Origin of the sequence: Flavicella marina (assembly GCF_009193215.1) — a bacterium.
GTDB classification, from domain to species: Bacteria; Bacteroidota; Bacteroidia; order Flavobacteriales; family Flavobacteriaceae; genus Flavicella; species Flavicella marina.
Genome location: NZ_VYVA01000001.1, coordinates 141,851 through 167,812, shown reverse-complemented (window position 1 = coordinate 167,812; position 25,962 = coordinate 141,851). Strand labels below are relative to the sequence as shown.

18 protein-coding genes and 1 tRNA gene are annotated in these 25,962 nt (G+C 34.3%); 12 read left to right on the top strand and 7 right to left on the bottom strand.

Annotated features, from left to right (window positions below; translation table 11 throughout):
- Positions 1-73: 73 nt before the first annotated feature.
- Together F6P99_RS00555 and F6P99_RS00550 are read left to right on the top strand one after the other, a co-directional pair.
- A complete protein-coding gene (locus F6P99_RS00555) occupies positions 74-1,360 on the top strand; it encodes a citrate synthase (protein ID WP_152285496.1) in 1,287 nt (428 codons plus the stop codon).
- A 64-nt stretch (positions 1,361-1,424) separates the two neighbouring features.
- Positions 1,425-2,255 carry an arginine deiminase-related protein gene (locus F6P99_RS00550; protein ID WP_193315966.1) on the top strand — a complete coding sequence of 277 codons (831 nt, stop codon included), beginning with the start codon at positions 1,425-1,427 and terminating at the stop codon, positions 2,253-2,255.
- A gap of 30 nt (positions 2,256-2,285) precedes the next feature.
- Here the strand turns inward: F6P99_RS00550 and F6P99_RS00545 are convergent, their stop codons facing one another.
- Positions 2,286-4,829 (bottom strand): ATP-dependent Clp protease ATP-binding subunit, encoded by a 2,544-nt coding sequence (locus F6P99_RS00545; RefSeq protein ID WP_152285494.1) that lies wholly within the window; start codon positions 4,827-4,829, stop codon positions 2,286-2,288.
- A gap of 262 nt (positions 4,830-5,091) precedes the next feature.
- Between F6P99_RS00545 and gyrA the strand changes: the two genes are divergently transcribed.
- Together gyrA and F6P99_RS00535 are read left to right on the top strand one after the other, a co-directional pair.
- On the top strand, positions 5,092-7,629 hold the full coding sequence (gyrA, locus tag F6P99_RS00540) for a DNA gyrase subunit A (protein WP_152285493.1): 2,538 nt from the start codon (positions 5,092-5,094) through the stop codon (positions 7,627-7,629).
- Positions 7,630-7,639: 10 nt separating this feature from the next.
- Positions 7,640-8,893 carry a tetratricopeptide repeat protein gene (locus F6P99_RS00535; RefSeq protein ID WP_193315965.1) on the top strand — a complete coding sequence of 418 codons (1,254 nt, stop codon included), beginning with the start codon at positions 7,640-7,642 and terminating at the stop codon, positions 8,891-8,893.
- 75 nt (positions 8,894-8,968) lie between these two features.
- Here the strand turns inward: F6P99_RS00535 and rlmD are convergent, their stop codons facing one another.
- Entirely contained in the window at positions 8,969-10,378 is a 1,410-nt protein-coding gene (gene rlmD, locus F6P99_RS00530) for a 23S rRNA (uracil(1939)-C(5))-methyltransferase RlmD (RefSeq protein ID WP_152285491.1), read from the bottom strand.
- A 144-nt stretch (positions 10,379-10,522) separates the two neighbouring features.
- Here rlmD and F6P99_RS00525 point away from each other — a divergent pair, with 144 nt between their 5' ends.
- Positions 10,523-12,058: a DUF1254 domain-containing protein gene (locus F6P99_RS00525; protein ID WP_226912979.1), complete on the top strand. Its 1,536-nt coding sequence runs from the start codon at positions 10,523-10,525 to the stop codon at positions 12,056-12,058.
- 63 nt (positions 12,059-12,121) lie between these two features.
- Here the strand turns inward: F6P99_RS00525 and F6P99_RS00520 are convergent, their stop codons facing one another.
- Complete coding sequence (locus tag F6P99_RS00520; RefSeq protein ID WP_152285490.1) at positions 12,122-13,972, bottom strand: DEAD/DEAH box helicase; 1,851 nt, start codon at positions 13,970-13,972, stop codon at positions 12,122-12,124.
- A gap of 347 nt (positions 13,973-14,319) precedes the next feature.
- Between F6P99_RS00520 and rpsA the strand changes: the two genes are divergently transcribed.
- Positions 14,320-16,113, top strand: a complete 1,794-nt coding sequence (gene rpsA / locus F6P99_RS00515) for a 30S ribosomal protein S1 (RefSeq protein ID WP_152285489.1) — start codon at positions 14,320-14,322, stop codon at positions 16,111-16,113.
- 158 nt (positions 16,114-16,271) lie between these two features.
- A complete protein-coding gene (gene glmM, locus F6P99_RS00510; RefSeq protein ID WP_152285488.1) occupies positions 16,272-17,669 on the top strand; it encodes a phosphoglucosamine mutase in 1,398 nt (465 codons plus the stop codon).
- A 3-nt stretch (positions 17,670-17,672) separates the two neighbouring features.
- Here the strand turns inward: glmM and F6P99_RS00505 are convergent, their stop codons facing one another.
- A complete protein-coding gene (locus F6P99_RS00505) occupies positions 17,673-19,319 on the bottom strand; it encodes an ArnT family glycosyltransferase (protein WP_152285487.1) in 1,647 nt (548 codons plus the stop codon).
- A gap of 11 nt (positions 19,320-19,330) precedes the next feature.
- On the bottom strand, positions 19,331-20,209 hold the full coding sequence (locus F6P99_RS00500; protein WP_152285486.1) for a lysophospholipid acyltransferase family protein: 879 nt from the start codon (positions 20,207-20,209) through the stop codon (positions 19,331-19,333).
- A 193-nt stretch (positions 20,210-20,402) separates the two neighbouring features.
- Here F6P99_RS00500 and F6P99_RS00495 point away from each other — a divergent pair, with 193 nt between their 5' ends.
- On the top strand, positions 20,403-21,044 hold the full coding sequence (locus F6P99_RS00495; protein WP_152285485.1) for a rhomboid family intramembrane serine protease: 642 nt from the start codon (positions 20,403-20,405) through the stop codon (positions 21,042-21,044).
- 40 nt (positions 21,045-21,084) lie between these two features.
- Here F6P99_RS00495 and F6P99_RS00490 read toward each other — a convergent pair.
- Positions 21,085-21,157: transfer RNA gene (locus F6P99_RS00490), tRNA-Gly, on the bottom strand.
- 50 nt (positions 21,158-21,207) lie between these two features.
- On the bottom strand, positions 21,208-21,654 hold the full coding sequence (locus F6P99_RS00485; RefSeq protein WP_152285484.1) for a GNAT family N-acetyltransferase: 447 nt from the start codon (positions 21,652-21,654) through the stop codon (positions 21,208-21,210).
- Positions 21,655-21,921: 267 nt separating this feature from the next.
- Here F6P99_RS00485 and F6P99_RS00480 point away from each other — a divergent pair, with 267 nt between their 5' ends.
- Genes F6P99_RS00480 through F6P99_RS00465 form a run of 4 tightly spaced genes read left to right on the top strand, consistent with a single transcriptional unit; the run spans position 21,922 to position 25,899 of the window.
- Positions 21,922-22,734, top strand: coding sequence for a prephenate dehydratase (locus F6P99_RS00480; RefSeq protein ID WP_152285483.1), 813 nt, complete (start codon positions 21,922-21,924; stop codon positions 22,732-22,734).
- Positions 22,735-22,737: 3 nt separating this feature from the next.
- Positions 22,738-23,889: a pyridoxal phosphate-dependent aminotransferase gene (locus F6P99_RS00475; RefSeq protein ID WP_152285482.1), complete on the top strand. Its 1,152-nt coding sequence runs from the start codon at positions 22,738-22,740 to the stop codon at positions 23,887-23,889.
- A gap of 20 nt (positions 23,890-23,909) precedes the next feature.
- A complete protein-coding gene (locus F6P99_RS00470; protein WP_152285481.1) occupies positions 23,910-24,764 on the top strand; it encodes a prephenate dehydrogenase in 855 nt (284 codons plus the stop codon).
- Positions 24,765-24,816: 52 nt separating this feature from the next.
- Positions 24,817-25,899: a bifunctional 3-deoxy-7-phosphoheptulonate synthase/chorismate mutase type II gene (locus F6P99_RS00465; RefSeq protein WP_152285480.1), complete on the top strand. Its 1,083-nt coding sequence runs from the start codon at positions 24,817-24,819 to the stop codon at positions 25,897-25,899.
- Positions 25,900-25,962: the final 63 nt, after the last annotated feature.

The following is a 25,962-nucleotide window of genomic DNA, read 5'->3' as shown; positions in this document are numbered from 1 at the left end:
GTAAAAACAACCTATTTTATGTAAATTTGCAACTCTTAGAAACCAAACCTGAGAAACTTAAAATAAATAGAATATGTCTGATATAGCGAAACTAGAAGTAAACGGTAAAAAATACGAATTTCCTTTAATGCAAGGAACTGAAAACGAATTAGCAATTGATATTAAATCATTGAGAGCCGCTACTGAGGGAGTAATTACGTTAGATTCGGGTTATAAGAATACAGGGTCTTGCGAGAGTGCTGTTACTTTTTTAGATGGAGAGAAAGGTATTTTAAGATATAGAGGATACTCTATCGAAGATTTAGCTGCAAAGTCAAACTTTTTAGAAACTTCTTACTTGCTAATTTTTGGTGAGTTACCAACTGCTGAGCAATTGCAAAAGTTTCACGATGACATTAGTGCTGAGGCTTTAGTTGATGAAGATATCAAAAAGATTTTAGATGGATTTCCAAAGTCAGCACACCCGATGGGAGTTGTATCAGCGTTGACGAGTTCATTGATCGCATTTAATCCAGAGTCGGTTAATATTGAATCTCGCGATGATATGTACGATGCCATTGTTAAATTGATGGCTAAATTTCCTGTATTAGCAGCATGGACTTTACGTAAAAAACAAGGTTTGCCATTAGATTATGGTGATGTGCATTTAGGTTATGTTGAAAATCTTTATAAAATGATGTTCAACAAACCAAATGATGAATTTAAAATCAATCCAATTGTTTTAAATGCTTTGGATAAGTTGTTGATTCTTCATGCAGATCATGAGCAAAACTGTTCTACATCTACTGTTAGAATTGTAGGATCTTCACATGCTGGTTTGTTTGCATCTATTTCAGCTGGTGTTTCTGCTTTGTGGGGACCTTTGCATGGTGGTGCGAATCAAGCGGTAATTGAGATGTTGGAAGATATCAAAAATGATGGTGGAGATTACAATAAATATATTGAGAAAGCTAAAGATAAAAATGATCCGTTTAGATTGATGGGATTCGGACATAGAGTTTACAAAAACTTTGATCCGAGAGCAAAAATTATTCAGGTTGCAGCTGAAGAAGTATTGGCTGATTTAGGTATCAATGATCCAGTTTTGGATATCGCGAAAGGTCTTGAAAAAGTTGCGTTAAGTGATGAGTACTTTAAAGCTCGTAATTTATATCCGAATGTTGATTTCTATTCTGGAATTATATACAGAGCATTGGGAATTCCTGTAGAAATGTTTACTGTGATGTTTGCAATGGGTAGACTACCAGGATGGATCGCTCAATGGAAGGAGATGAGAATCAAACATGAGCCAATCGGGCGTCCTCGTCAATTGTATGTTGGAGAGAAATTAAGAGATTTTGTTTCTGTAGAGAATAGATAATTTTTTAATCTAAATATACAAACCTCATAGTATTGATGCTATGAGGTTTTTCTTTTTTTGCATTATGGGTGATAATTTATTGTTGGTAAAGCCGCTTCTTAAAAAAGTGAATCCAGAATTCGCTAATGAAATTGAATCATTGATTAATTCGGTTACAGAAAACAACGTTTCCTTAAATATCGTACATTCTGAAAAACCCAATTTGAATGTACTATTATTAAACGATTGGATTGGTTTTATGGGTTCGGGTAATGTAGTAGTTTACCCTTTAGCTTCTAATGAACGTCAAAAATTAAGAGATGAAAGGGTACTTGATATTGCTGAATCTTCTGGATATAAAATTTTGAATGTCATTGATTATTCAGATGCAGAATTGGATGGTGCATTTTTGGAAGGCAGTTCTAGTGTAGTTTATGATGAGGAAGCCTCAGTAGCTTTTGCATGTGTTTCGAGTAAAACCGATGAAAGTTTGTTTATTGAATTTTGTGAAGATTTAGAGTTTACTCCAGTGGTGTTTTCTGGGATGTATATGAACAACCAAGAAGTGATGTATTCAAGTAGTGTGATTAATATTTGTGGTGATTTTATATTGTTTTGTGGTGAGTTGATAAAAGATAAAAAAGAACGAAAACTTGTAGTTTCTCAACTTAAAAGATTTGGAAAAGAATTGATTTATATAACTGAAAAACAATCAAAAAACTTCGTAGGAGAAATGATGCAGGTAAAAAATAACTCCGATGAAAGCGTTCTTGTTATGTCTTCGACAGCCGAAAAATGTTTAACGTCCGATCAAATTAATAAATTAGAAAACTATGGTACTATTTTATCGGTTTCTCTGGATAGGATTGAAAAGGAACTAGGTTATAGTATTCGTACGTTTTTCGTAAAATTATAAATAAAAAAAAGAGCCTGATGGCTCTTTTTTTTATTTCGATGTTTCTTCTTTGTTCTTAACTATTTTTATGGTGAGATCATTAGTTTTGGAATCGAGATCCATAAGTATCGAATCTCCCTCAGAAAGTTTCGAATTTACGATTTCTTCCGCTAAAGTATCTTCAACATATTTTTGAATAGCTCGTTTTAAAGGTCTCGCTCCATAGTTTTTATCAAAACCTTTTTCAGCGATATAATCCTTAGCCTTGTCACTTAAAGTTAACGTGTAGCCAAGTTTAGAAACTCTGTCAAGAAGTTTTTTCAATTCAATCGTAATGATTTTATGGATGTCCTCTCTTTCTAGAGCATTAAATATGATTACGTCATCAATTCGGTTTAAGAATTCAGGTGCGAAAGATTTTTTCAATGCATTCTCAATAATTCCTTTTGCGTGATCATTGGCTTGCTGTTCTTTGGCAGCAGTTCCGAAACCAACTCCACCACCGAAGTCTTTCAATTGACGAGCTCCTATGTTCGAAGTCATTATGATAACTGTATTTCTAAAGTCTATCTTTCTTCCTAAACTGTCCGTAACAAATCCTTCGTCTAAAACTTGCAGAAGCATATTGAAAACATCTGGATGGGCTTTTTCAATTTCATCTAAAAGTACTACAGCATAAGGTTTGCGTCTAACTTTTTCTGTCAATTGACCTCCTTCTTCATAACCTACATATCCTGGAGGGGCTCCGATCAATCTAGAGATTGAAAATTTTTCCATATACTCGCTCATATCGATACGAATTAAAGAATCACTTGAATCAAATAATTCGCTTGCTAAAATTTTTGCAAGTTGTGTTTTACCGACACCTGTAGATCCTAAAAATATAAACGAACCGATAGGTTTGTTCGGATCTTTTAAACCGATTCTATTTCTTTGTATGGCTTTTACAACTTTTGCCACTGCATCGTCTTGACCAATTACTTTTCCCTTTATTTTGTCCGGTAATTCGCTAAGTCTATTGCTTTCTGCTTCAGCGACTCTGTTTACAGGGATTCCGGTCATCATCGAAACAACTTCTGCAACATTGTCTTCAGTAACAATTTCTTTATTTTCTTTGGATGCTTCTTCCCATTGGTTTTGAGCTGATTTTAGAGCCGCTTCAATGTTTTTCTCGTCATCTCTGAGTTTCGCTGCCTCTTCGTATTTTTGACGGTTTACAGCGTTTGTTTTACTTGTTTTGATTTCTTCAAGCTTATTTTCCAACTCAATGATTTGTTGGGGTACTACAATATTGGTAATGTGAATTCTAGATCCAGCTTCATCCAACGCATCAATAGCTTTGTCCGGAAGAAAACGATCAGTCATGTATCTATTTGTTAATTTCACACAAGCTTCAATTGCACCTGGAGTGTAAATCACATTATGATGATCTTCGTAGCGCTCTTTTACGTTGTGAAGAATTTGCACCGTTTCTTCAATTGATGTAGGCTCAACAATAATTTTTTGAAAACGTCTTTCTAAGGCACCATCTTTTTCGATGTTTTGACGGTACTCGTCTAAAGTCGTTGCGCCAATACATTGAATTTCTCCTCTAGCTAATGCAGGTTTTAACATGTTAGAAGCATCCAATGAGCCGGTTGCACCTCCTGCACCTACAATGGTGTGTATTTCATCGATAAATAAGATGATATCTTGATTTTTTTCTAACTCATTCATCAAAGCTTTCATGCGTTCTTCGAACTGTCCGCGATACTTCGTTCCAGCAACTAAACTTGCCAGATCTAGTGATACGATGCGTTTATCAAAAAGTATTCGTGATACTTTACGTTGCACAATTCGCAAGGCAAGACCTTCAGCAATTGCAGATTTCCCTACTCCTGGTTCTCCAATAAGCATTGGGTTGTTTTTTTTGCGTCTACTTAAGATCTGAGAGACCCTCTCAATTTCTTCAGTTCGACCAACAACAGGGTCTAATTTGTGCTCTTCTGCAAGGGAAGTTAAATCTCTTCCAAAATTATCTAAAACAGGTGTTTTTGATTTTGTCACTGTTTTTCCTTTTGAAGGTTGCGGATCGAAAGGATTTGGTTTGTTGCTTTCGAACTCATCGTCTTGATTGCTTTCTGCAGTAGGTAAATCTGAAAATTCGTCATGATTTTCACTCAATTGTTTGAATAAAGCTTTCACTTCATTGTAATTGATTTCAAAACCATTTAACAGTTTCGTTGTAGGGTCATTTTCATTTCTTAAAATGCATAACAACAAGTGCCCAGTATTTACCGCGGTGTCTTGATATAGTTTTGCTTCTAAGAAAGTTGTCTTCAACGCTTTTTCAGCTTGTCGAGTTAAATGAAGTTTTTTCTTGTCTGTATCTGAATTCAAAGAAGGCTCTGAAGGGTTCAAAGCTTCTGTTTTTTTCTTTAAATAATCAAGATTTACATCTAATGATGTCAATATGTCAATAGCTTTCCCTTCAGCTTTTCTGAGTATGCCTAGTATTAAGTGTTCCGTACCAATAAAATCATGGCTCAGTCTTAATGCTTCCTCTTTGCTGTATCCTATAACATCTTTTACTTTTTGTGAGAAATTATCGTCCATAGTTTTTGATTTGATTTAGGTAAATTTAGTAGAAATTTTTATAAAAAATTACAAATTTTTATCCATTGTTATTAAAAAAATGCAGTATTAACATTTTTTTAGAAAAAAGTACTTGATTTTCAGTTGTCTAAAAACTGTTAAAAACGAATGAAAAATGTTAATAACTCTATCTAAATGTAGCGTTGGTTTTTCTTGCTAAAAACACTAAAAATTGTATCTTGCTTTTCAGAAAAAAATCACGTAAAAAATAAAATATATTTATATGGCAGACGGGGAAAAGTTGATACCTATCAATATTGAAGAACAGATGAAATCCGCATACATTGATTATTCAATGTCTGTAATCGTTTCTAGGGCTTTACCAGATGTAAGAGATGGTTTGAAACCAGTGCATCGAAGAGTTTTGTTTGGAATGCATGAGTTGGGTATTAAAGCCACAGGGTCTTATAAAAAGTCGGCAAGAATTGTTGGAGAGGTACTTGGAAAGTATCACCCACATGGTGATACTTCAGTATACGATGCAATGGTGCGTATGGCTCAAGATTGGAGCGTTCGCTACATGATGGTAGATGGACAAGGGAATTTTGGTTCTGTCGATGGGGATAGTCCGGCAGCAATGCGTTATACGGAGGTTCGTATGAAAAAGATATCTGAAGAAATGATGGCAGATATCGAAAAAGAAACAGTAGACCATAAACTAAATTTTGATGATACGTTAAAAGAGCCTACGGTTTTGCCAACGCGTATTCCTACTTTGTTAGTAAATGGAGCTTCAGGTATTGCAGTAGGTATGGCAACAAATATGCCACCTCATAACTTAACTGAAGTAGTCAATGGTACAGTAGCGTATATAGACAACAGAGAAATAGAGATTGATGAGTTAATGCAATTCATCAAAGCACCGGATTTCCCTACTGGAGGAGTATTGTATGGTACAGAAGGAATCAAAGATGCGTTTCATACAGGAAGAGGTAGAATTGTAATTCGCGCCAAAGCTTCTTTTGAAGAAGTAAAAGGAAGAGACTGTATTATTGTAACCGAGATTCCATATCAAATCAACAAAGCAGAAATGATCAAGAAGACTGCTGAGTTGGTGAATGATAAAAAACTTGAAGGAATTGCCAATATTCGTGACGAGTCTGATAGAAATGGAATGAGGGTTGTGTATGTTTTAAAGAAAGATGCTATTCCGAATATCGTTTTAAACAAATTATACAAATATACTGCGTTACAAACATCATTTAGCGTAAACAATATCGCTTTAGTCAATGGACGACCTGAGTTGTTGAATTTGAAACAAATGATTCATCATTTTGTTGAGCATAGACATGAAGTTGTTGTTAGGCGAACAGAATTTGAATTAAAGAAAGCTGAAGCTAGAGCACATATTCTTGAAGGGTTAATTATTGCAAGTGATAATATTGACGAAGTTATTGCGATTATCAAAGCATCTAGCAATGCGGATGAAGCTAGAGCTAAATTGATTGAACGTTTTAGTTTGACAGAGATACAAGCGAAAGCAATCGTTGAAATGCGTTTACGTCAATTGACAGGTCTAGAACAAGACAAGTTGAGAAGTGAATACGAAGAAATCATGTTGTTGATTGCTGATTTAAAAGATATTCTAGCTAATGAGCCTCGAAGAATGACGATTATCAAAGACGAACTTATTGAAGTAAGAGATAAATACGGAGATGAGAGAAGGTCGATGATTGAATTTGGAGGAGCTGATATGAGAATAGAAGATATGATTCCTGATTCTAAGGTAGTTGTTACTATTTCTCATGCGGGTTACGTGAAGCGTACACCTTTGACAGAGTACAAAACTCAAAATAGAGGAGGTCGTGGTCAAAAAGGAGTTTCTACTAGAAATGAAGATTTCTTAGAGCATTTGTTTGTAGGGACGAATCACCAGTATATGATGTTCTTTACCCAGAAAGGGAAAGTATATTGGATGCGAGTTTACGAAATTCCGGAAGGAGGTAAAGTAGCAAAAGGTAGAGCATTGCAAAACTTGATTAATATTGAACCAGATGATAAAGTAAAAGCATTCTTAGTAACACAAGATTTAAAAGATCAAGAGTATATCAACAGTCATTACATCATTATGGCTACTAAAAAAGGTCAGGTTAAAAAGACTTTGTTAGAGCAATATTCTCGTCCGAGAGCTAATGGTATTGCTGCGATTACAATTAAAGAGGGTGATGAACTTTTAGAAGCTAAATTAACTACTGGTGATAGTCAAGTAATGTTGGCATTAAAATCTGGTAAATCTATCCGTTTTGAAGAAGAGAAAACAAGACCAATGGGTAGAAATGCTTCTGGGGTTAGAGGAATAACTTTAGCTCATGAAGGTGATGAAGTAGTTGGTATGGTCGCTGTAAATGATATGGATAGTAATATTCTTGTTGTTTCAGAGAAAGGATATGGGAAACGATCGGATCTTGAAGATTACAGAATAACGAATCGTGGAGGAAAAGGAGTGAAAACTTTGAATATATCTGAAAAGACAGGTGATGTCGTTGCGATCAAAAATGTTACTGATGAGGATGATTTGATGATTATCAACAAATCAGGTATTACCATTCGTTTAGCAGTGAGTGATTTAAGAGTGATGGGTAGAGCAACGCAAGGAGTGAAGCTTATCAATATTAAAGATAGTGATTCAATTGCAGCTGTGGCAAAAGTGATGCATGAGGAAGATGAAGATGTTGATACTGAAGACCAAACAACTATTGAAAATTCAGAAGGAGTAAATGAACAAACTTCTGCAGATGCAGAACAACAATCAGAAGACTAAATATAAACATATGAAAATTAGATTATTATTACTGTTCATGCTATCGTTTAGTGTGTCAGTTTTTTCTCAGAAAAAAGAATTAAAAACAGCTGAGAAATCGTTGAAAAAAGAAAAGTATACCGAAGCTTTAGAGCAGCTTAAAGTAGTAGATCCTATGTTGGCGGATATGGATGCCAAATTGAAGGAAAAGTACTATTATATTAAAGCAAAAGCTTTAAGAGGTGATGGTAAAAATTGGAAAAATGATAAGCCAGCTGCTAGAGCTTACAAAGAGTTGATTGAATTTGAAAAAGAAAACAACTTAAAAAAGTATCTTAAAGAAGCGGAAGCTGAACTGCAAAAATATGTACAGAAATTTGCTGCATCTGGTTCTAAATTCTACAAAGAGAAGAACTATAAAAATGCAAGTTTTCAATTTGAAACGGTGTATGCATTAAGTAGTAGAGATACCTCTTTTCTAGACAATGCAGCCTTAAGTGCGTTTTTGGATAAAGATTATGATAAATCAATTAGAATTTATAAGAAATTATTAGAGTTGGGGTATACTGGAATTGCAACGCAGTATAGAGCTAAAAGTGCAATTAATGGTGAGTATATGTATTTTTCATCACAAAAAGAGATGAATAATCAGGTTGTTTTAAAAGCAGCTACGAATCCAGAGGTGTATCAAACAGAATCAAGGGCAGGAGATGTAGTGAAAAATATAGCTTTGAGTTATATCGCAAAAGGAGATGAACAAGGGGCTTTAAAGGCAATTGGAGAAGCTAAGAAATTATATCCAAATGATTATACTTTAATTATTAGTGAAGCTAATATTTACTATAAATTAGGAGATAACGAAAAGTTTTTGGAAGGTCTTAGAAAAGCTATCGAGTTACGACCAGATGATCCGTTGTTGTTTTATAATGTTGGAGTTTTGACTTTAGAACAAGGGTATATCGAGGAGTCAATTAAGGCGTTTGAAAAGGCTATTGAGTTGAAGCCAGATTATGCGGATGCATACAATAATATTGGGGTTGCAATTTTAGAAAAGACAAAACCTATTATTGAGGAAATGAATGAGAATCTTTCGAATTTCAAAAAGTATGATGAGTTAAACGAAAAACAGAAAGTAGTTTATAAAGAAGCTTTGCCTTACTTTGAGAAAACATTGGAATTGAAGCCTCAAAACGAAAATACATTAAGTACGTTAGTAGGTTTGTATGAATTGTTAGAAATGTACGACAAGCAAAAAGAAATGAAAGCAAGGTTAGATGCTCTATAGTTTTTGTTTTTAACAAATAAAAAAAGCCAAATGAATTATTTTATTTGGCTTTTTTTTATGAGATGAGTTCGTGTATTATTTTAATTCTAAGAGCACAACATTCTCAACATGGTGTGTTTGTGGAAACATGTCCACAGCTTGATTGTTTGAAACTCTGTATTGATGTTTCATCAATGCCAAATCTCTCGCTTGAGTTGCAGAATTACAGCTTACGTAAACAATTCTTTTAGGTGAGATGTTTAAAATCTGTTCTACCACTTTTTTGTGCATTCCATCTCTCGGAGGGTCCGTAATAATAACATCTGGTTGTCCATGTGTTTTGATAAATTCAGAAGTGAATACTTCTTTCATGTCTCCTACATAAAAATCAACATTATCAATTTTATTGTGTTCGGCGTTACCTTTAGCATCTTCTATAGCTTCTGGTACAGATTCTACACCAATTACTTTTTTTGCTTTTTTAGCGACAAATTGCGCAATAGTTCCAGTTCCGGTGTATAAATCATATACTAGTTCTTCACCTGTTAGTGCGGCTAAATTTCTTGTAACTTTATATAATTCGTACGCTTGTTTTGAGTTTGTTTGGTAAAAAGATTTGGCATTTATTTTGAAACGTAAACCTTCCATTTCTTCAAAAATATGATCTCTACCATTGTATAGAACTATTTCTTGATCGTAAATAGAATCATTGCCTTTACTATTAATGATGTATTGTAGTGAGGTAATGCTTGGGAATCTCTCGAGAATAAAATTCAGTAATAATTCTCTTTTTTCTTTGTCTTCTTTGAAAAATTGAATTACTAACATGATCTCACCAGTTGATACTATACGCAACATCATGGTTCTTAAAAGTCCTTCTTGTTCCCTCGGATTGTAAAATTCGATATTGTTTTCAATAGCAAATTCCTTTATTGTGTTTCGTATTTCGTTAGAAGGGTCTTCTTGTAGATAACATTTTTCGATGTCTAGAATCTTATCCCACATTCCTGAAATATGGAAGCCAAGTGCATTTTTATTGTCAACTTCTTCTTGAGAATTGATTTCTTCATAAGTCAACCAACGATTGCTAGAAAATGAAAACTCCATTTTATTTCTGTAAAAATAGGATTCTTCACAGCCTAAAATAGGAGTGATGTTTTCTAATTCTAAATGACCAATACGCTGAAGATTTTGAACAGTTTCTTTTTCTTTATAAAAGAGTTGGTCTTCGTATTTCATATGCTGCCATTTGCATCCTCCACAGTGTTCAAAATGGGTGCATTTGGGCTCTGCACGTTTGTCAGAGTATTTATGAAATTTTGTAGCGGTACCTTCAAAATAAGCTTTTCTCTTTCTTCCCGTTGTGATATCAACTACATCACCCGGAATAGCATTTGTTAAAAAAATAACTCTTCCATCAGGAGCTTTCGCTACCGATTTACCTCTAGCGCCTGCATCTATAACTTCAACGTTTTCAAAAACGTAATTTTTCTTTTTTCTGCCCATTTTGCAAAGATACTTTTTTTATCAAATTATATGTCTTTTAGCTTTTTAAAAAGATTTGTTTCGTTTTATTCTTTGAAATAAAAACCTAAAGATTTGATTTAGGAGTTGTATTTTATTAATTTCAACATCACAAAAAATAAATTTATGGAAATATCAAAAAACTTAGTGTTACTTGGAAGTGTGTTGACCTTGTTCTCTTGTGCAGAGAAGAAGAGCTCGATTGAAAAAGACGTAGTTGTAGAGATTCAGAAAATGAAAATGACCACAGAAATTCCTGAGGGTATTTCTACACCCAATTTGTTGCAAACAGAAATTGGTGAATTGAATTTTTTTGATGGAGTTCCGTTAGAGGATACTCAAAAGAAAGTATACGACTATGTTGACCTTCATAATGGTGTTGAAGCTTTTTTAAAGGGAATTCAAATAGCTTCAATGGAAGGCATGAAAAATGGAATTCTTGAATTTGGACCTGCAAATTACACGGCAGTTCTATTTGAAGATTTGATGGATTCGAAGGCTTTTTGGTTAACACCAAATACTACTTCTGTCTACATGGCTACATGGTTAGAGTTAGGGGATGAGCCAATGGTGATAGAAACGCCACCAGATGTATTGGGGATTATTGACGATCATTGGTTTAAATATGTAGCAGATTTTGGCCGTTTGGGACCGGATAAGTCAAAAGGCGGAAAATTTTTAATTGTGCCTCCAGGGTACAAAGGAAAGATACCTGATGGTTATTTTGTTCGACACGCGAATACGTATGGACACTGGGTGATTTGGAGAGGTTTCCAAAAAGATGGAAGTCCTAAGCCTGCCGTTGATGCAACCAAGAAAAGCTTTAAGGTATATCCTCTTTCTAAGAAGAATAATCCTCCAAAAATGACTTTTGTAAATGCTTCGGGAGTGTTAAATAATACCATTCATAGAATGGATGAGAAAATTTTTGATGAAATGAATGCGGTTGTACAAGCTGAACCGACTATCGGTGAAAACCCTGAATTGTTGGGGGTGTTAGCTGCTATAGGAATTAAAAAAGGTCAAGAATTTGCTCCTGATGAACGTATGCAAAAGATCTTAAAAGAAGCTGCTAAGATAGGTGCTGCAATCGTGAGAACGCAGATGGCAAAACCAAGATCAGAATATTTGACTAAGTTCAAAGGTACCAAATGGTTAAATCCTCTAGCTTATAAAAGTTATTTATTTGAGCATGAGGGTGTTCGGTTGTTAGATGCTCGTGCAGCTTTTCATTTTTATGCTACGGGAATTACACCAGCGATGTCTATGAAAATAATAGGGAAAGGTTCGCAATATGCAATTGCTTATTCAGATGCTGAAGGAAATACATTTGATGGAAGTAAAACCTATAAGTTTAATGTACCAGCGAATGCTCCTATGAAAGATTTTTGGTCTTTTACTATTTATGATAACCAAACACGCTCAATGTTACAAACAGATCAGCGTTTCCCTGGTATTGACAGTAATAAAAAAGGTATCGTTAAAAACGATGATGGATCATACGATATTTATTTTGCTCCTACTCCTCCTATAGGTTTAGAAAATAATTGGATACAAACCATACCCGGAAAAGGTTGGAACACTATATTTAGATTGTATGGGCCACTTGAACCTTGGTTTGATGGAGAATGGTATCCTTCAGATGCACAAATGATAAAATAATTAATTCACAACAAAAAAAAGCAGGAATATTATGGTTCCTGCTTTTTTTTATGTACATCTAAACTAGTTTCTTCTTCTTCCAAAACCTGCACTTCTGTCAGATCTATCTGATCTATCAGGTCTGTCTGAAGATCTTCTATTGTCTTTAGAATCTCCGTCTCTTCGTCTGCTGTCATTTCTGTCAGATCTACCGCCACTTCTTCTTTCAGAGCGATTTCCTCCTTCGTAACGTCTTCCTCTACCTCTTCTGTCTTCGCTTCCACCTCTGCGATCACGTCTTCCTCGACCTCCGCCACCAGAACGTTTTTTCTTTTGAGTGATTTCTACGTTTACACTACGTCCGTTAAAATCAGCTCCTTCAAAAGCACTGATTGTTTCATCTGTAAAGTTTTTGTCTAATTCAAAGAATGAGAAGGTGTCTAGTATTTCAATTTGACCAATCTCTACATTGTCTGTGATTTCTTGTTGGTTGATTAGACCTATCAATTTACCTGGGTTTAAGTCATCTTTTCTACCTAGGTTGATAAAGAAACGTGTCATGTTTTCGTCATCTCTTGATTTGCCTCTTTCGTCTGTTCTGCTTCTTTCTGCTTCGTTTAAATCACGTGAATTAGCATAATGTTTTAAGAATTTGTTGAACTCTACAGAAACAAATTTTTGAATCAATTCCTCTCTATCAAGTCCTTCTAAACTGCTATAAATACTTTCAAGATAGCTGTCTATTTGTTTGTGGTTTACTTCAGTTTCTTTAACATTGTTAATCAAACTAAACAACTGGCTCTTACAGATTTCTTCACCGCTTGGAACGTCTTTCTTTTCGAATTTTTTGTTGATTTTACGTTCAATTGGACGCAATTTGCTCAACTCTTTATTGGTGATAATTGCAATTGATAAACCTTTGTTACCGGCTCTACCTGTACGTCCACTTCTGTGTGTATAAGCTTCAATCTGATCTGGTAATTTGTAGTTGATTACATGAGTTAAGTTGTTTACATCTAAACCACGTGCAGCAACATCTGTTGCAACCAGCATTTGTAAACTTTTGTTTCTGAACTTTTGCATTACCCCATCACGTTGAGCTTGAGATAAGTCTCCGTGAAGTGCATCTGCATTGTATCCATCTTGAATAAGGTTGTCAGCTACCTGAGCAGTTTCGCGTTTTGTTCGACAAAATACGATTCCATAAATATCAGGGTTTGCATCACAAATTCTTCTAAGTGCTGGGTAGCGGTTTCTTTCTGTAACCATATAGTATTCGTTGGTTACGTTATCAGAACCTTTGTTTTTTTGACCCGCAGTGATTTCCATTGGGTCATCCATATAGTTTCTCGCAATAGATTCAACTTCTCTTGGGAAGGTAGCAGAAAAAAGTAACGTTTGTTTTTCTACAGGTGTAACTTCTAAAACTTGGTCTAATTCATCTTTGAATCCCATGTTTAGCATTTCGTCTGCTTCATCTAAGATCAACCATTGTACATTTTCCAGTTTTAGTTTTCCTCTTTTGATAAGGTCTACGGTTCTACCTGGAGTACCAACAACAATTTGAACTCCTTTTCTAAGACCTCTAATTTGTTCTTCAATATTTGCACCACCGTAAACTGTAAGTACGTTTACGCCTTTCATGTATTTAGAAAAACTTTCAATATTTTTTCCAATTTGTACTGCTAATTCTCTTGTTGGAGAGAGTATGATTGCTTGTGTAGCTTTGCTATTCGTGTCAAGTTTTTGTAACACGGGTAAACTAAATGCGGCAGTTTTTCCTGTTCCTGTTTGTGCAAAAGCTTTCAAATCTTGTGTAGATGAAATTACTTGAGGAACAGCTTTTTCTTGAATTTCAGAAGGTGTTTCGTATCCTAAATCGGTAAGCGCTTTTAGGATTTCGTCGTTCAATCCTAATTCTTTAAATGTAGACATTTTGTATAAGTTATTGACTTACAAAATAATATCCCTACTTTGTTAGCCGTTATTAAAAGTCTGCAAAGGTACGTCTAATAGTTTCATTAATCTAAAGAAACCGTTTCTTTTTTGATATAGAAGCTTTGATGAATGTTGTAGCCATGCGTTTTTTTATAAAGAGCTAACAATCAAATAATTTTGACATGTAATGATGTTGTGCAATTGAAAAATAAACCTTAAATTTGCACTCCTTTTTACGAGTACAGATATTAGAAAAGGAATTATATAAAATATAACTAACATCTTTTGTTGTTGATATCGTTTAAATTATCTGGTTGACAATGAAATACAAATATTAAGACATTATGTCTGAAGAATTAAAAAACGAAGTGGAAGCTCAGGATAGTCCTGCAGTTGAAACTGTAAATCCAGAACAATTTTTAGCAGATTTCGATTGGCACAAATACGAAGAAGGTATTGAAGCTGTTGATGAGGCTAAATTGAAAGAATTTGAATCAGCTTTAGAAGGAACTGTAGGTTTCGTAAACGAGTTGGATGTAATTGAAGGTATTGTTACTAGAATTACTGAACGTGATGCAATTATTGACATCAATTCAAAATCTGAAGGAGTTATCTCTTTGAACGAATTCCGTTACAATCCTAACTTAGCTGTTGGTGATACTGTAGAGGTATTGGTTGATAAAAGAGAAGACGTTTCTGGTCAATTAGTATTATCTCATAAAAAAGCGAGAGTAATCAAAGCTTGGGATAGAGTAATCAACGCACAAGAAACTGGTGAAGTAGTTAACGGATTCGTTAAATGTAGAACTAGAGGAGGTATGATTGTTGATGTATTCGGAATCGAAGCTTTCTTACCAGGTTCACAAATTGATGTGAAGCCTATTAGAGATTACGATCAATATGTAGATAAAACAATGGAATTCAAAGTTGTTAAAATCAACCACGAGTTTAAAAACGTTGTAGTATCTCATAAAGCACTTATTGAGGCTGATATCGAAGTACAGAAAAAAGAAATCATTTCTAAGTTAGAAAAAGGACAAGTATTAGAAGGTGTTGTTAAAAACATTACTTCTTACGGTGTATTCATCGATTTAGGTGGAGTAGACGGTTTGGTTCATATTACTGACTTATCTTGGTCTAGAATTAACCACCCATCTGAGGTAGTTGAATTAGATCAAAAATTAAATGTTGTAATCTTGGATTTTGATGATCAAAAAACAAGAATTCAATTAGGATTGAAACAATTAAACGCTCACCCTTGGGAAGCATTAGATGCTGAATTAAAAGTTGGTGACAAAGTAAAAGGTAAAGTAGTTGTACTTGCTGATTACGGTGCGTTTATCGAAGTTGAGCAAGGAGTAGAAGGATTGATCCACGTTTCTGAAATGTCATGGTCAACTCACTTACGTTCTGCACAAGATTTCGTGAAAGTTGGAGATGAGGTTGAGGCTGTAATCTTAACGTTAGATAGAGAGGATAGAAAAATGTCTCTAGGTATCAAACAATTACACCCAGATCCATGGACTGATATTACTAAGAAATACCCAGTTGGTTCTAAGCACCAAGGAACTGTAAGAAATTACACGAACTTCGGAGTATTTGTAGAATTAGAGGAAGGTATTGACGGATTGGTTTATATTTCTGATTTATCTTGGACTAAGAAAATCAAACACCCATCTGACTTCGTAGCAGTTGGTGATGTATTGGATGTTCAAGTATTAGAATTGGATGTTGAGAACCGTAAGTTAAACTTAGGTCACAAACAAACTCAAGACAACCCATGGGATGGACATGAAGCTACTTATAGCATCGATTCAGTTCATGCAGGTACAATCAAAGAAAAAACTGACAAAGGAGCAATCGTTGTGTTTGCTGACGGAGTTGAGGCTTTCGTACCAGGACGTCATTTAGAAAAAGAAGATGGAAGCAAACTTGGTAAAGGTGATGCTGCTGACTTCAAAATCTTAGAGTTCAATAAAGAGTATAGAAGAATTGTTGCTTCTCATACTGCAATCTTTAGAGCTGAAGAGGCTAAAAATATCAAAGCAGCTGCTAAGAAAGCTGAAAGTGCTGAGAAATCAACATTCGGAGATATTGCAGGTCTTGCTGACTTGAAGAAAAAAATGGAAGGGAAATAATATTTCCATCTAAATATTTTAAAAGAGCTATCAATTGATAGCTCTTTTTTTTGATCTATAGTTTGTATTGAAGAGCTATAAAAAAACTCTAGTATAATTTTGCGTGTTAAACCACATACTTTTATATTTTTGTCACATCAAATAAACGAACGAAAACTATGTCATTAATAAAATCAATATCAGGAATACGAGGAACAATTGGAGGAGGGATTGGAGACAACTTGACCCCATTAGATGCTGTTAAATTTGCGAGTGCATACGGTACTTGGTTGTTGGAGCGAAATGAGAAAAAGGCCGAAAAATTAAAAGTGGTAATCGGAAGAGATGCTCGAATTTCAGGGAAAATGATTAGTAGTCTGGTTTCGAATACCTTGGTTGGATTGGGAATTGATGTAGTAGATTTAGGATTGTCAACAACGCCAACGGTTGAGGTTGCTGTGCCTATGGAAAAAGCAGATGGAGGAATAATCATAACTGCTTCTCATAACCCAAAGCAATGGAATGCCTTAAAGTTATTAAACGAGAAAGGAGAGTTTCTGAATGGTGTTGAAGGAGAGAAAATTTTGGTGATTGCTGAAAACGATGCTTATAGCTATGCCGAGGTTGATGATTTAGGAGCCTATACAAAAGATCGCTCGTATGTTCAAAAACATATCGATGCGGTTCTTGACTTGAATTTGGTGGATGTTGAAGCTGTAAAGAAAGCTAATTTTAAAGTAGTTTTAGATGCAGTGAATTCTACTGGAGGAATATTTATTCCTGCTTTGTTAGAGCGATTGGGGGTAGAGTGTGTAAAGTTGTACTGTGATCCAAACGGACAGTTTCCTCATAACCCAGAACCTTTAAAAGAGCATTTAGAAGATATTTCGAAATTGGTCGTTGCAGAAAAAGCAGATTTTGGAATTGTGGTGGATCCGGATGTAGATAGATTGGCTTTGGTAAACGAAGATGGTTCTATGTTTGGAGAAGAGTATACATTGGTTGCTTGTGCGGATTATGTGCTAGGAGAACTAAAAGGCGGTAATACTGTTTCTAACTTATCTTCATCGAGAGCTTTGAGAGATGTTACGGAAAAGCATGGAGGGTCTTATACTGCAAGTGCAGTTGGTGAAGTAAACGTTGTGATTGCCATGAAAGAAACCAATACCGTTATTGGTGGTGAAGGTAATGGGGGAATCATCTATCCAGAATCTCATTACGGTAGAGATTCTTTGGTAGGTGTAGCTTTGTTTTTATCTCATTTGGCAAAGAGTGGTAAATCTTGTAAAGAATTGCGAAATTCGTATCCAAGTTACTATATGAGTAAAAACAAAATTCAATTAACACCAAGTTTAGATGTCGATGCAATTTTGGTTAAAATGGCTGAGAAACATAAGTCAGAAGATGTAAATACTATCGATGGGGTGAAAATAGATTTTCCTACTGAATGGGTACATCTAAGAAAGTCAAATACAGAACCGATTATTCGTATTTATACAGAAAGTACTTCACAAGAAAGTGCAGATGCTTTGGCAGATAAAACGATAAAAGAGATTAAAGAAATTGCAGGTTTGTAAAAACTAGTGATTCACTTTTTGAAAGGCCATTTTGGTGTTGTTTCTTATTGCAATATCGAAATGGTCTATTTTTTTTGAAGTGTTTTTAGTTATGTTGAACTCTATTTCTATGCTAGAGTTTGAGTTAGGTTGTAAAACATTATCAACACTTGTGTAATGTAGATGAACCGTTTTTTGAGTTTGATTTTGTTTGTCTTTCAAGACAATTATTGATTCAACGTCTTTTAAAGAAATGCTTTTGCTGTAAGGGTTATAGATATTGATTGTTTTTTTATTTATTCCTGACTCTAGGTCGAGATTCTTGTATGTGTATTTTAGGTCTTTTATAGAAAAAAAAGAGTTGATAGTACTTCCGTATAAAGTATCTTTCTTTTTCTTGGCGAAGATGTAGTTCGTTTCGCGATTGCTATTTCCTGAGATATGTACTACTGTTTTGTTTTCAAGATTGTTTTGAATATCCAATAAATTGAATTGATTCTTTCTTGAATCATAATTGTTATAGGCAGCAGTAATTTCTTTACTATAGAAAGAATAGAGAGATGCGTTTTGGTAAGAATTTAAAAATATTTTTTGTTTTCCTTTTGTTTGCTGGTTGATATTTTCTACCCATTGTTTATTACCATGAGTTTCTAGTTGAATCGGTAAAATTCCATCATTTGCTAAAATGATTCTTGCGAAACAGATAATCACCAAATTAACTATTGCAAGCTTTACAAATGTTTTTTTAGCTCTTTGGTTTTGAGTTAAATGTAGAAATGTGATAATGATTAGTGGAAAGGTAATTGGTATCGTCCATTGAGCTTGTGTAGGGCCTTTAAAAGACATAATAAAGAAAAAGGAGATAAAGCCAATAACAATATAGTTGAGAGCTTTTTGAAATAAATCTTTATTTTTTAGGTTCTTATAAAAAGCTAGGTAGATGATTGGAAATGTAAATCCGATAATGGCAATTTGATTTACAAAATGCATGATGGTGTAGTCCATTCGATAGGTTCTACCGCTTGTTCGTTCGTACAAATGATATCGAATAGAGGGGAAATCATTGTTGTATTGCCAAAATAGGTGAGGACAAAATAATAAAACAACTCCTACAACACTTAGCCAAAACTTTTTGTTTTTTAAGAGTTGCAGATTAGATAATACAGTGAAAAAAACAATTAATATGCCTGTGTATTTACTATATAACAAGCCGGCAATAGCTACAGATAGTAAAACGTAATGTTTTGATCTACCTGTACTCAGTATGTTTTTATAAGCAATTAAATAGATTGCCATAAAGAATAACAGTGGTGTATCTGGTACTGTGATAAAGCCGTAAACATTGAATAAAAAAGTAGATAATACGGTCAATAAAAAAAGCTGTCCGTATTTGTATTTATTTGGAATATCAATCAAAGTCCATAGCAAGTATACCGTTAAACTGTATTGAATTGCCGAAATAAATCGAACTCCTAGTTCATCGGAAAATAAAAAATCACTAACAAATATATAGATAGCTACCAAAGGAGGGTGGTCGAAATACCCCCAGTCCAAGTATTTACTATACATCCAATAATAAGCCTCATCTTGCAGTAACTCGGTAGAGTAACTTTGAAGTATATTCAACAAAGCAACAACAATCAGTATGGCAACAAACCATTTCTTTTTCATATTGAATAATCTTAGCTCTGAGATTTCATGTGTTTGAAGCGTCTATGTGTCCAAAAATAAAATTCTGGTTTTTCATGGATTTGCTTTTCAGTTCGTTTTAAAAACTCATCGGTAATTTCAAAATCTTTAAACTCTTTGGGGTTTTTAGCAAGAACATCAAGAGTCACTTCATAATACCCTCTTTTTACTCTGTCAACTTTGAAATACATCACCGTAAAATCATGCTTTTTTGCTAAAGCTTCGGCACCTGTGTGAATGGGAACATTAGCATTTAAGAAATTTCTCCAATACTGAGTACGGTGTAAAGTAGGAGATTGGTCACTTAACAAACCATAAATAGAAGGGATTTTGTTTTGTTTGTTAGTTACCATTCTTTTTGCGGTTTGGTTCATCGGTATCAAAACTCCACCAAAACGACTTCTGTTTTTACGGATTAGTTTATCGAAATAGGGGTTCGAGAGGCTTTTGTAAATTCCAACCCCTTGTAATTTAGTAACCCTAGGGATGCTTACAATCCATTCCCAATTTGCATAATGAGACCCCATTAAGGCGATACTTTTTCCTGTAAGTTCATAAGGTTTCAGAATTTCTGGATTTACAAATTTGTATCTTTTGTTTAGTTCTTTATTTGAGATGGTAAGTGATTTCGCGGTTTCAACAAAAATATCAGTAAAATGATGAAAGAATTTTCTTCGGATCGACAATAATTCCTTTTCAGTTTTTTCTGGAAATGCTATTTTTAAGTTGTTTAAAACCACTTCTTTACGGTAGTTGAAGACGTAGTAGGTTAAAACAAAGGCAAAATCCGAGATTCCGTGTAAAATAAAAAATGGTAATTTAGAGAATAGCCATAGCAAAGGGTAGGCTATCATAAATTGTAAACGTTGCATAATGACGACTGTATTAAGCAGCAAATATAAGCATTCCTAATGAGAGCTAGAGCTGCTGTTGTTTGAATATTTTTTCAGATGTCTTCTATGAATATTTTTTACAAATGGTCTTGTTTTTTTTATAAACGGTTGATAAATAAAAGTTTTTTTTAATAAAATATAATTTTATCTTTAACCGGGCGTTTTTAAAATCATGAATAAATTAGTACTTGGTATTATTATCATCAATGTTTTGTTTTCTTATAAAGGAATCCAGGATAGGCTGTTTTTAGATAAATACAAATTTCAAATAGGTCCTATACTTGCCGGACAAAAAATTCGTTTGTTAACTTCGGGGTTTTTACATGTAGATTATATGCATTTAGGTTTCAATATGTATGCCTTGTATATTTTTTCTGATGCGGTTGTTGGGTCTCTTGGAGTGCTTAACTTTTTAGCGATTTATTTAGGAAGTTTATTGATCGGTAATTTATTTTCTTTGGCTTATCATAAAGAAAATCTTTACTATTGTGCTGTAGGGGCATCCGGAGCTGTTTCAGGCGTAGTGTATAGTGCTGTGATGTTGTATCCTAATATGAAACTGATTCTTTTTCCTGTACCAATTCCTTTGCCAGGATATGTTTTTGGTGTAGGCTATTTACTATATTCAATCTATGCTATGAAAAAGCAACTAGGCAATGTAGGTCATAGTGCGCATTTAGGTGGTGCGATTGGTGGCTTTGTTTTGACTTTGCTTTTGTATCCGCAATTGTTAATGGAAAATACAATGATGGTTGGCTTGTTAGCGATACCGATTATTTTGCTTTTCGTAATTGAGAAAAAAATCACACATTGAGATATAAAAAAAGCTTCATCAACTGATGAAGCTTTTTTTGAGCGAAAGACCGGGTTCGAACCGGCGACATTCAGCTTGGAAGGCTGACGCTCTACCAACTGAGCTACTTTCGCGGTATTGCGGGGCAAAGATACTTTCTTTTTTAAATTAACCAAGTAAAAAATTAATAAAATTCTTCATTTTCTCGTAACACTTTGATAAAGTGGTATCCATAAATTTCGTAGCCCTCATTTAGGTAAAATTTATGAGATTTTCGATTGCCTGTATAAGCGTTTAATTCTGTTGCTTCACATCCTTTGCTTTTTGCATACCTATAAATCCAATTAAATAATTGTTTGCCAATGTTTTTACCTCTATAGTTCTCGTCTATAACGACATGGTCGGGTTCAATTGTTTTTCCAATATAATGACGTGTCAATGTCCATAAGCCACAGATGCCAATTAGTGTTCCATTGTCGTGAACACCAACACATTCATAGTTTTGTTCACACATGTGCGCAAGTCTTTCCTTTAACAAGTTTTTTGGCGTTTTATGATTTAACTGCTGAAGTAAAGGAATGATGCTGTTGATTTTTTTCTTAGGAATGATTTGAATAGTTATAGTGTCCATTTTTTTGATGCAATTGATTTGATGCTAAATTTAAAAATAAATAATTGTATTTAACTTTAGAAATGTTTGGTAATAAGAAATATTTAGTTAAATTTGTCGCTCATATCAAGAAAATGAAAAACACATTTACATTTAACGGTTTCTATTTCTTCTTTTATTTTTTTAAAAGAAGCGAGACTTTCTGTGTGTTATAAAAATAATATTAAGTTATACAATATAGAAAGTCTCGAGAAATCGAGACTTTTTTGTGTTTATATATATTGAAAAATGAAAATAGCAATTCAAGGAATTAAAGGATCTTATCATCACATCGTTGCAGAAAATTATTTCGGTGCAAATAATGAAATGGATGAGTGTATGACGTTTGCTGAAATGCCAGATAAGGTTGTTTCGGATAAAGTTGACGTCGCTGTGATGGCTATAGAAAATTCTATCGCAGGTGCTATTTTGCCAAATTATGCATTGATTGATGAGGCTGAAGTGAACGTTGTAGGTGAGTACTATTTGCCAATACATCATAATTTAATGGCGTTGAAAGGGCAAGATATTTCTGAAATAAAGAAAGTGTACTCACACCCAATGGCCTTGTTACAGTGTCGTAAGTTTTTCAGACAATATCCGCATATTCAATTGATAGAAGATGTAGATACCGCAGATGTTGCGAAAAGAATTGACGAGCAACAATTGAAAGGTGTAGGAGCAATAGCGAGTAGTTTGGCTGCTGAAATATATAAGTTGAATATTTTGGCATCCGAAATTCAAACGGTTAAGGATAATCATACTCGTTTTGTGATAGTAGAAAAGAAAGGAAAAGATTTGATTGAGTTTCCTACGAAGGCATCTATCAAGTTTGTTTTGAAAGATGAGAGTGGTTCTTTGGGAGAAGTTTTGATGGAATTGGCGAACCATAAAGTCAATTTGTCAAAAATTCAATCATTACCAATCATCGACAAACCTTGGGAGTATGCTTTTTTCGCTGATTTGGTTTTTACAGATTATATAGAGTATAAAAACGCATTAAAAGATATCAAATCAAAAGTATCGAGCTGCAAAGTTTTAGGAGAATATAAAAAGAATTAGAAAATGATTTCAAAAGCAAATAGACTTAATGGAGTTAAAGAATACTATTTCTCAAAAAAATTAAGAGAAGTAGGTCAGCTTATTGCTGCAGGAAAACCAATCATTAGTTTAGGAATTGGAAGTCCGGATTTGAATCCACCTAAAGAAGTGTTAGATGCTTTAACAAGTTCTTTGTCTGACCCTATGGCGCATGGGTATAAAAGTTATCAAGGGATTCCTGAATTGAGACAGGCAATTGCAGGTTTTTATAAAATGTATTTTGATGTTGAGTTAAATTCGGCCAACGAGATTTTACCGCTTTTGGGTTCAAAAGAAGGAATTATGCATATATCAATGGCGTTTTTAAATGAAGGAGATGAAGTTTTGATTCCTAATCCTGGCTATCCAACATATAGTTCGGTTACAAAATTAGTGGGGGCTGATGCTATACAATATGATTTAGTAGCTGGTAATGGTTGGTTGCCAGATTATGAGGCGATTGAAAAAAATGATTTGTCAAAGGTAAAAATTATGTGGGTAAATTATCCACACATGCCAACAGGTACAAATGCCTCTGATGGGTTGTTTGAAGAGTTAATTGCGTTTGCGAAAAAGCATGATATTCTTATCGTTAACGACAATCCATATAGTTTCATTTTAAATGAAGAGCCTAAAAGTATATTTCAATATGAAGGAGCAAAAGATGTTGCGCTTGAATTGAACTCTTTGAGCAAATCATTCAATATGGCCGGTTGGCGTGTTGGAATGGTTTCGGGATCAGAAAAATACCTTACCGAGGTTTTGAAAGTGAAAAGTAACATGGATTCTGGAATGTTTTATGGAATTCAAAAAGGTGCTATTAAAGCTTTAGAGTTGTCTTCTTCATGGTTTCAAGAAATCAATACGATTTATGAGAAAAGAAGAAGTTTGACATGGAAAATATTAGACGCATTGGATTGTGATTACAATAAAAATAATGGAGGTATGTTTGTTTGGGCAAAATTACCAGAAGGAATTACATCTGAACAAATGACTGACAAGATGTTGTATGAAAAAGATGTGTTTTTGACACCAGGTACTGTTTTTGGATCGAATGGTGAAGGCTATATTCGATTGTCACTATGTGTCACTGAAGAGAAATTAAATGAAGTTTTACAAAGAGTTTCAGGAAACTAGAAAGAAGGAAAGTAATTAAAATGAATAAAACGGTAGCTGTTATTGGATTAGGACTCATTGGAGGGTCGTTGGCGCTGGAGTTGAAAAAACGCTTCGGTTGGACGATTTTTGGAGTTGATGCAAGTGCTGAAAATGCCAAAAAAGCTTTAGAGTTAGGTATAATTGATGAGATTTCTGATTTTTCTGTTGTAAAAACTGTGGATGTAGTGGTGATTGCAATCCCGGTAAATAGCGCACCACAACTGGCTTTAGAGGTGCTAGATACTATAAAAGATGATGCATTAGTTTTTGATGTAGGCTCGACAAAAGAAAACATCTGTAAAAATGTTGTAAAGCATTCAAAAAGAGTTAATTTTGTGGCCGTTCATCCCATAGCCGGAACTGAGTTTTCTGGACCTGAAGCAGCAATCTATAATTTGTTCGATGGAAAGGTAAATATCATTTGCGATAAAGGATTGAGCAGTGAGGAATCTGTCAACAAAACGTTAGCGATTTTTGACGGTTTGAATATGAGAACCATTTTTATGGATAGCAAAGAGCACGATAAACATATTGCCTATGTGTCTCATCTCTCACATATTAGTTCTTTTATGTTAGGAAAAACGGTTTTAGAAATCGAAAAAGATGAAAAAAACATTTTCGACATGGCAGGTAGTGGATTTGAATCTACTGTGCGATTGGCGAAAAGTTCTCCAAAAATGTGGTCGCCTATTTTTGTAGGAAACAAGAAGAATGTTTTGACTTCATTAGATGGTTTTATCAAAAACTTACAAGAGTTTAAAGAGATGATTGAAAACGAAGATACAGGGGGGTTGCAAAATGCGATGTCTGAAACGAATTATATAAAAGAAGTACTAAACGGAATAAAAAAATAAATTCACAGAAGAAAGAAATTTCTTTTGAACAACTTAGAAATATTAGATTAAAATGGAAAATACGAAAGAATTCAGAACTTGGTTGGATGACATGCAATTAGATCATCCTTTGGTAATTGCCGGACCTTGTAGTGCAGAAACAGAAGAGCAAGTGTTAAAAATTGCTCACGAATTGAAAAATACAGATGCTACTGTTTTTAGAGCAGGTGTTTGGAAACCAAGAACTAGACCAGGAGGATTCGAAGGAATCGGAGCGATTGCTTTACCATGGTTGCAGAGAGTAAGAAAAGAAACAGGAATGAAAATTGCTGTTGAAGTTGCAAATTTAGCACACGTTAAATTGGCTTTAGAAGCAGATGTTGATATTCTTTGGATTGGAGCTAGAACTTCTGTAAATCCATTTGCAGTTCAAGAAATTGCTGATGCATTGAACGGAACTGATAAAATCGTTTTGATTAAAAACCCTATCAACCCAGATTTAGCATTGTGGTTAGGTGGTGTTGAGCGTTTGTATACTGCAAACATCAAAAATTTAGGTGTGATTCATAGAGGATTCTCATCTTACAAGAAAACAAGTTATAGAAATGTACCTCAATGGCAATTACCAATTGCTTTGAAACAACGTTTCCCTGATTTGCCAATCATCAACGACCCATCACATATCTGTGGAAATAGAACAGGTATCCAAGAGATTTCTCAAATCGCTTTAGATTTAAATTTCGAAGGATTGATGATCGAAACTCATGTTGATCCTGATAATGCATGGTCTGATGCTGCACAGCAAATTACACCAGAGCGTTTGGTAGAAATCATGAATGACTTAAAAGTAAGAGAACCAAAAGCAGAAGGACAAGCTTTAGATCAATTGAAAGAATTGAGAGCTGAAATTGATGTAATTGATAATCATATTTTAGACACATTGGCTGAACGTATGAAAGTTGTTGAGCAAATTGGAGAAGTTAAGAAGGGAGAAAATATCTCAATCTTACAAGACGATAGATGGGCTGCTATTTTAGAAACAGTAAAAAAAGAAGCTGCTGTAAGAGGATTGAGTGATGCTTTTGTTGAATCTGTATTCAAAGCAATTCACCAAGAATCAATCAATCATCAAGAAGCTATTGTATCAGGAAAATAATTTCTTGAACGATACTTTTTAACGATAAAAAGAATACCACAAATATCTCAGTATTTTGAGAGC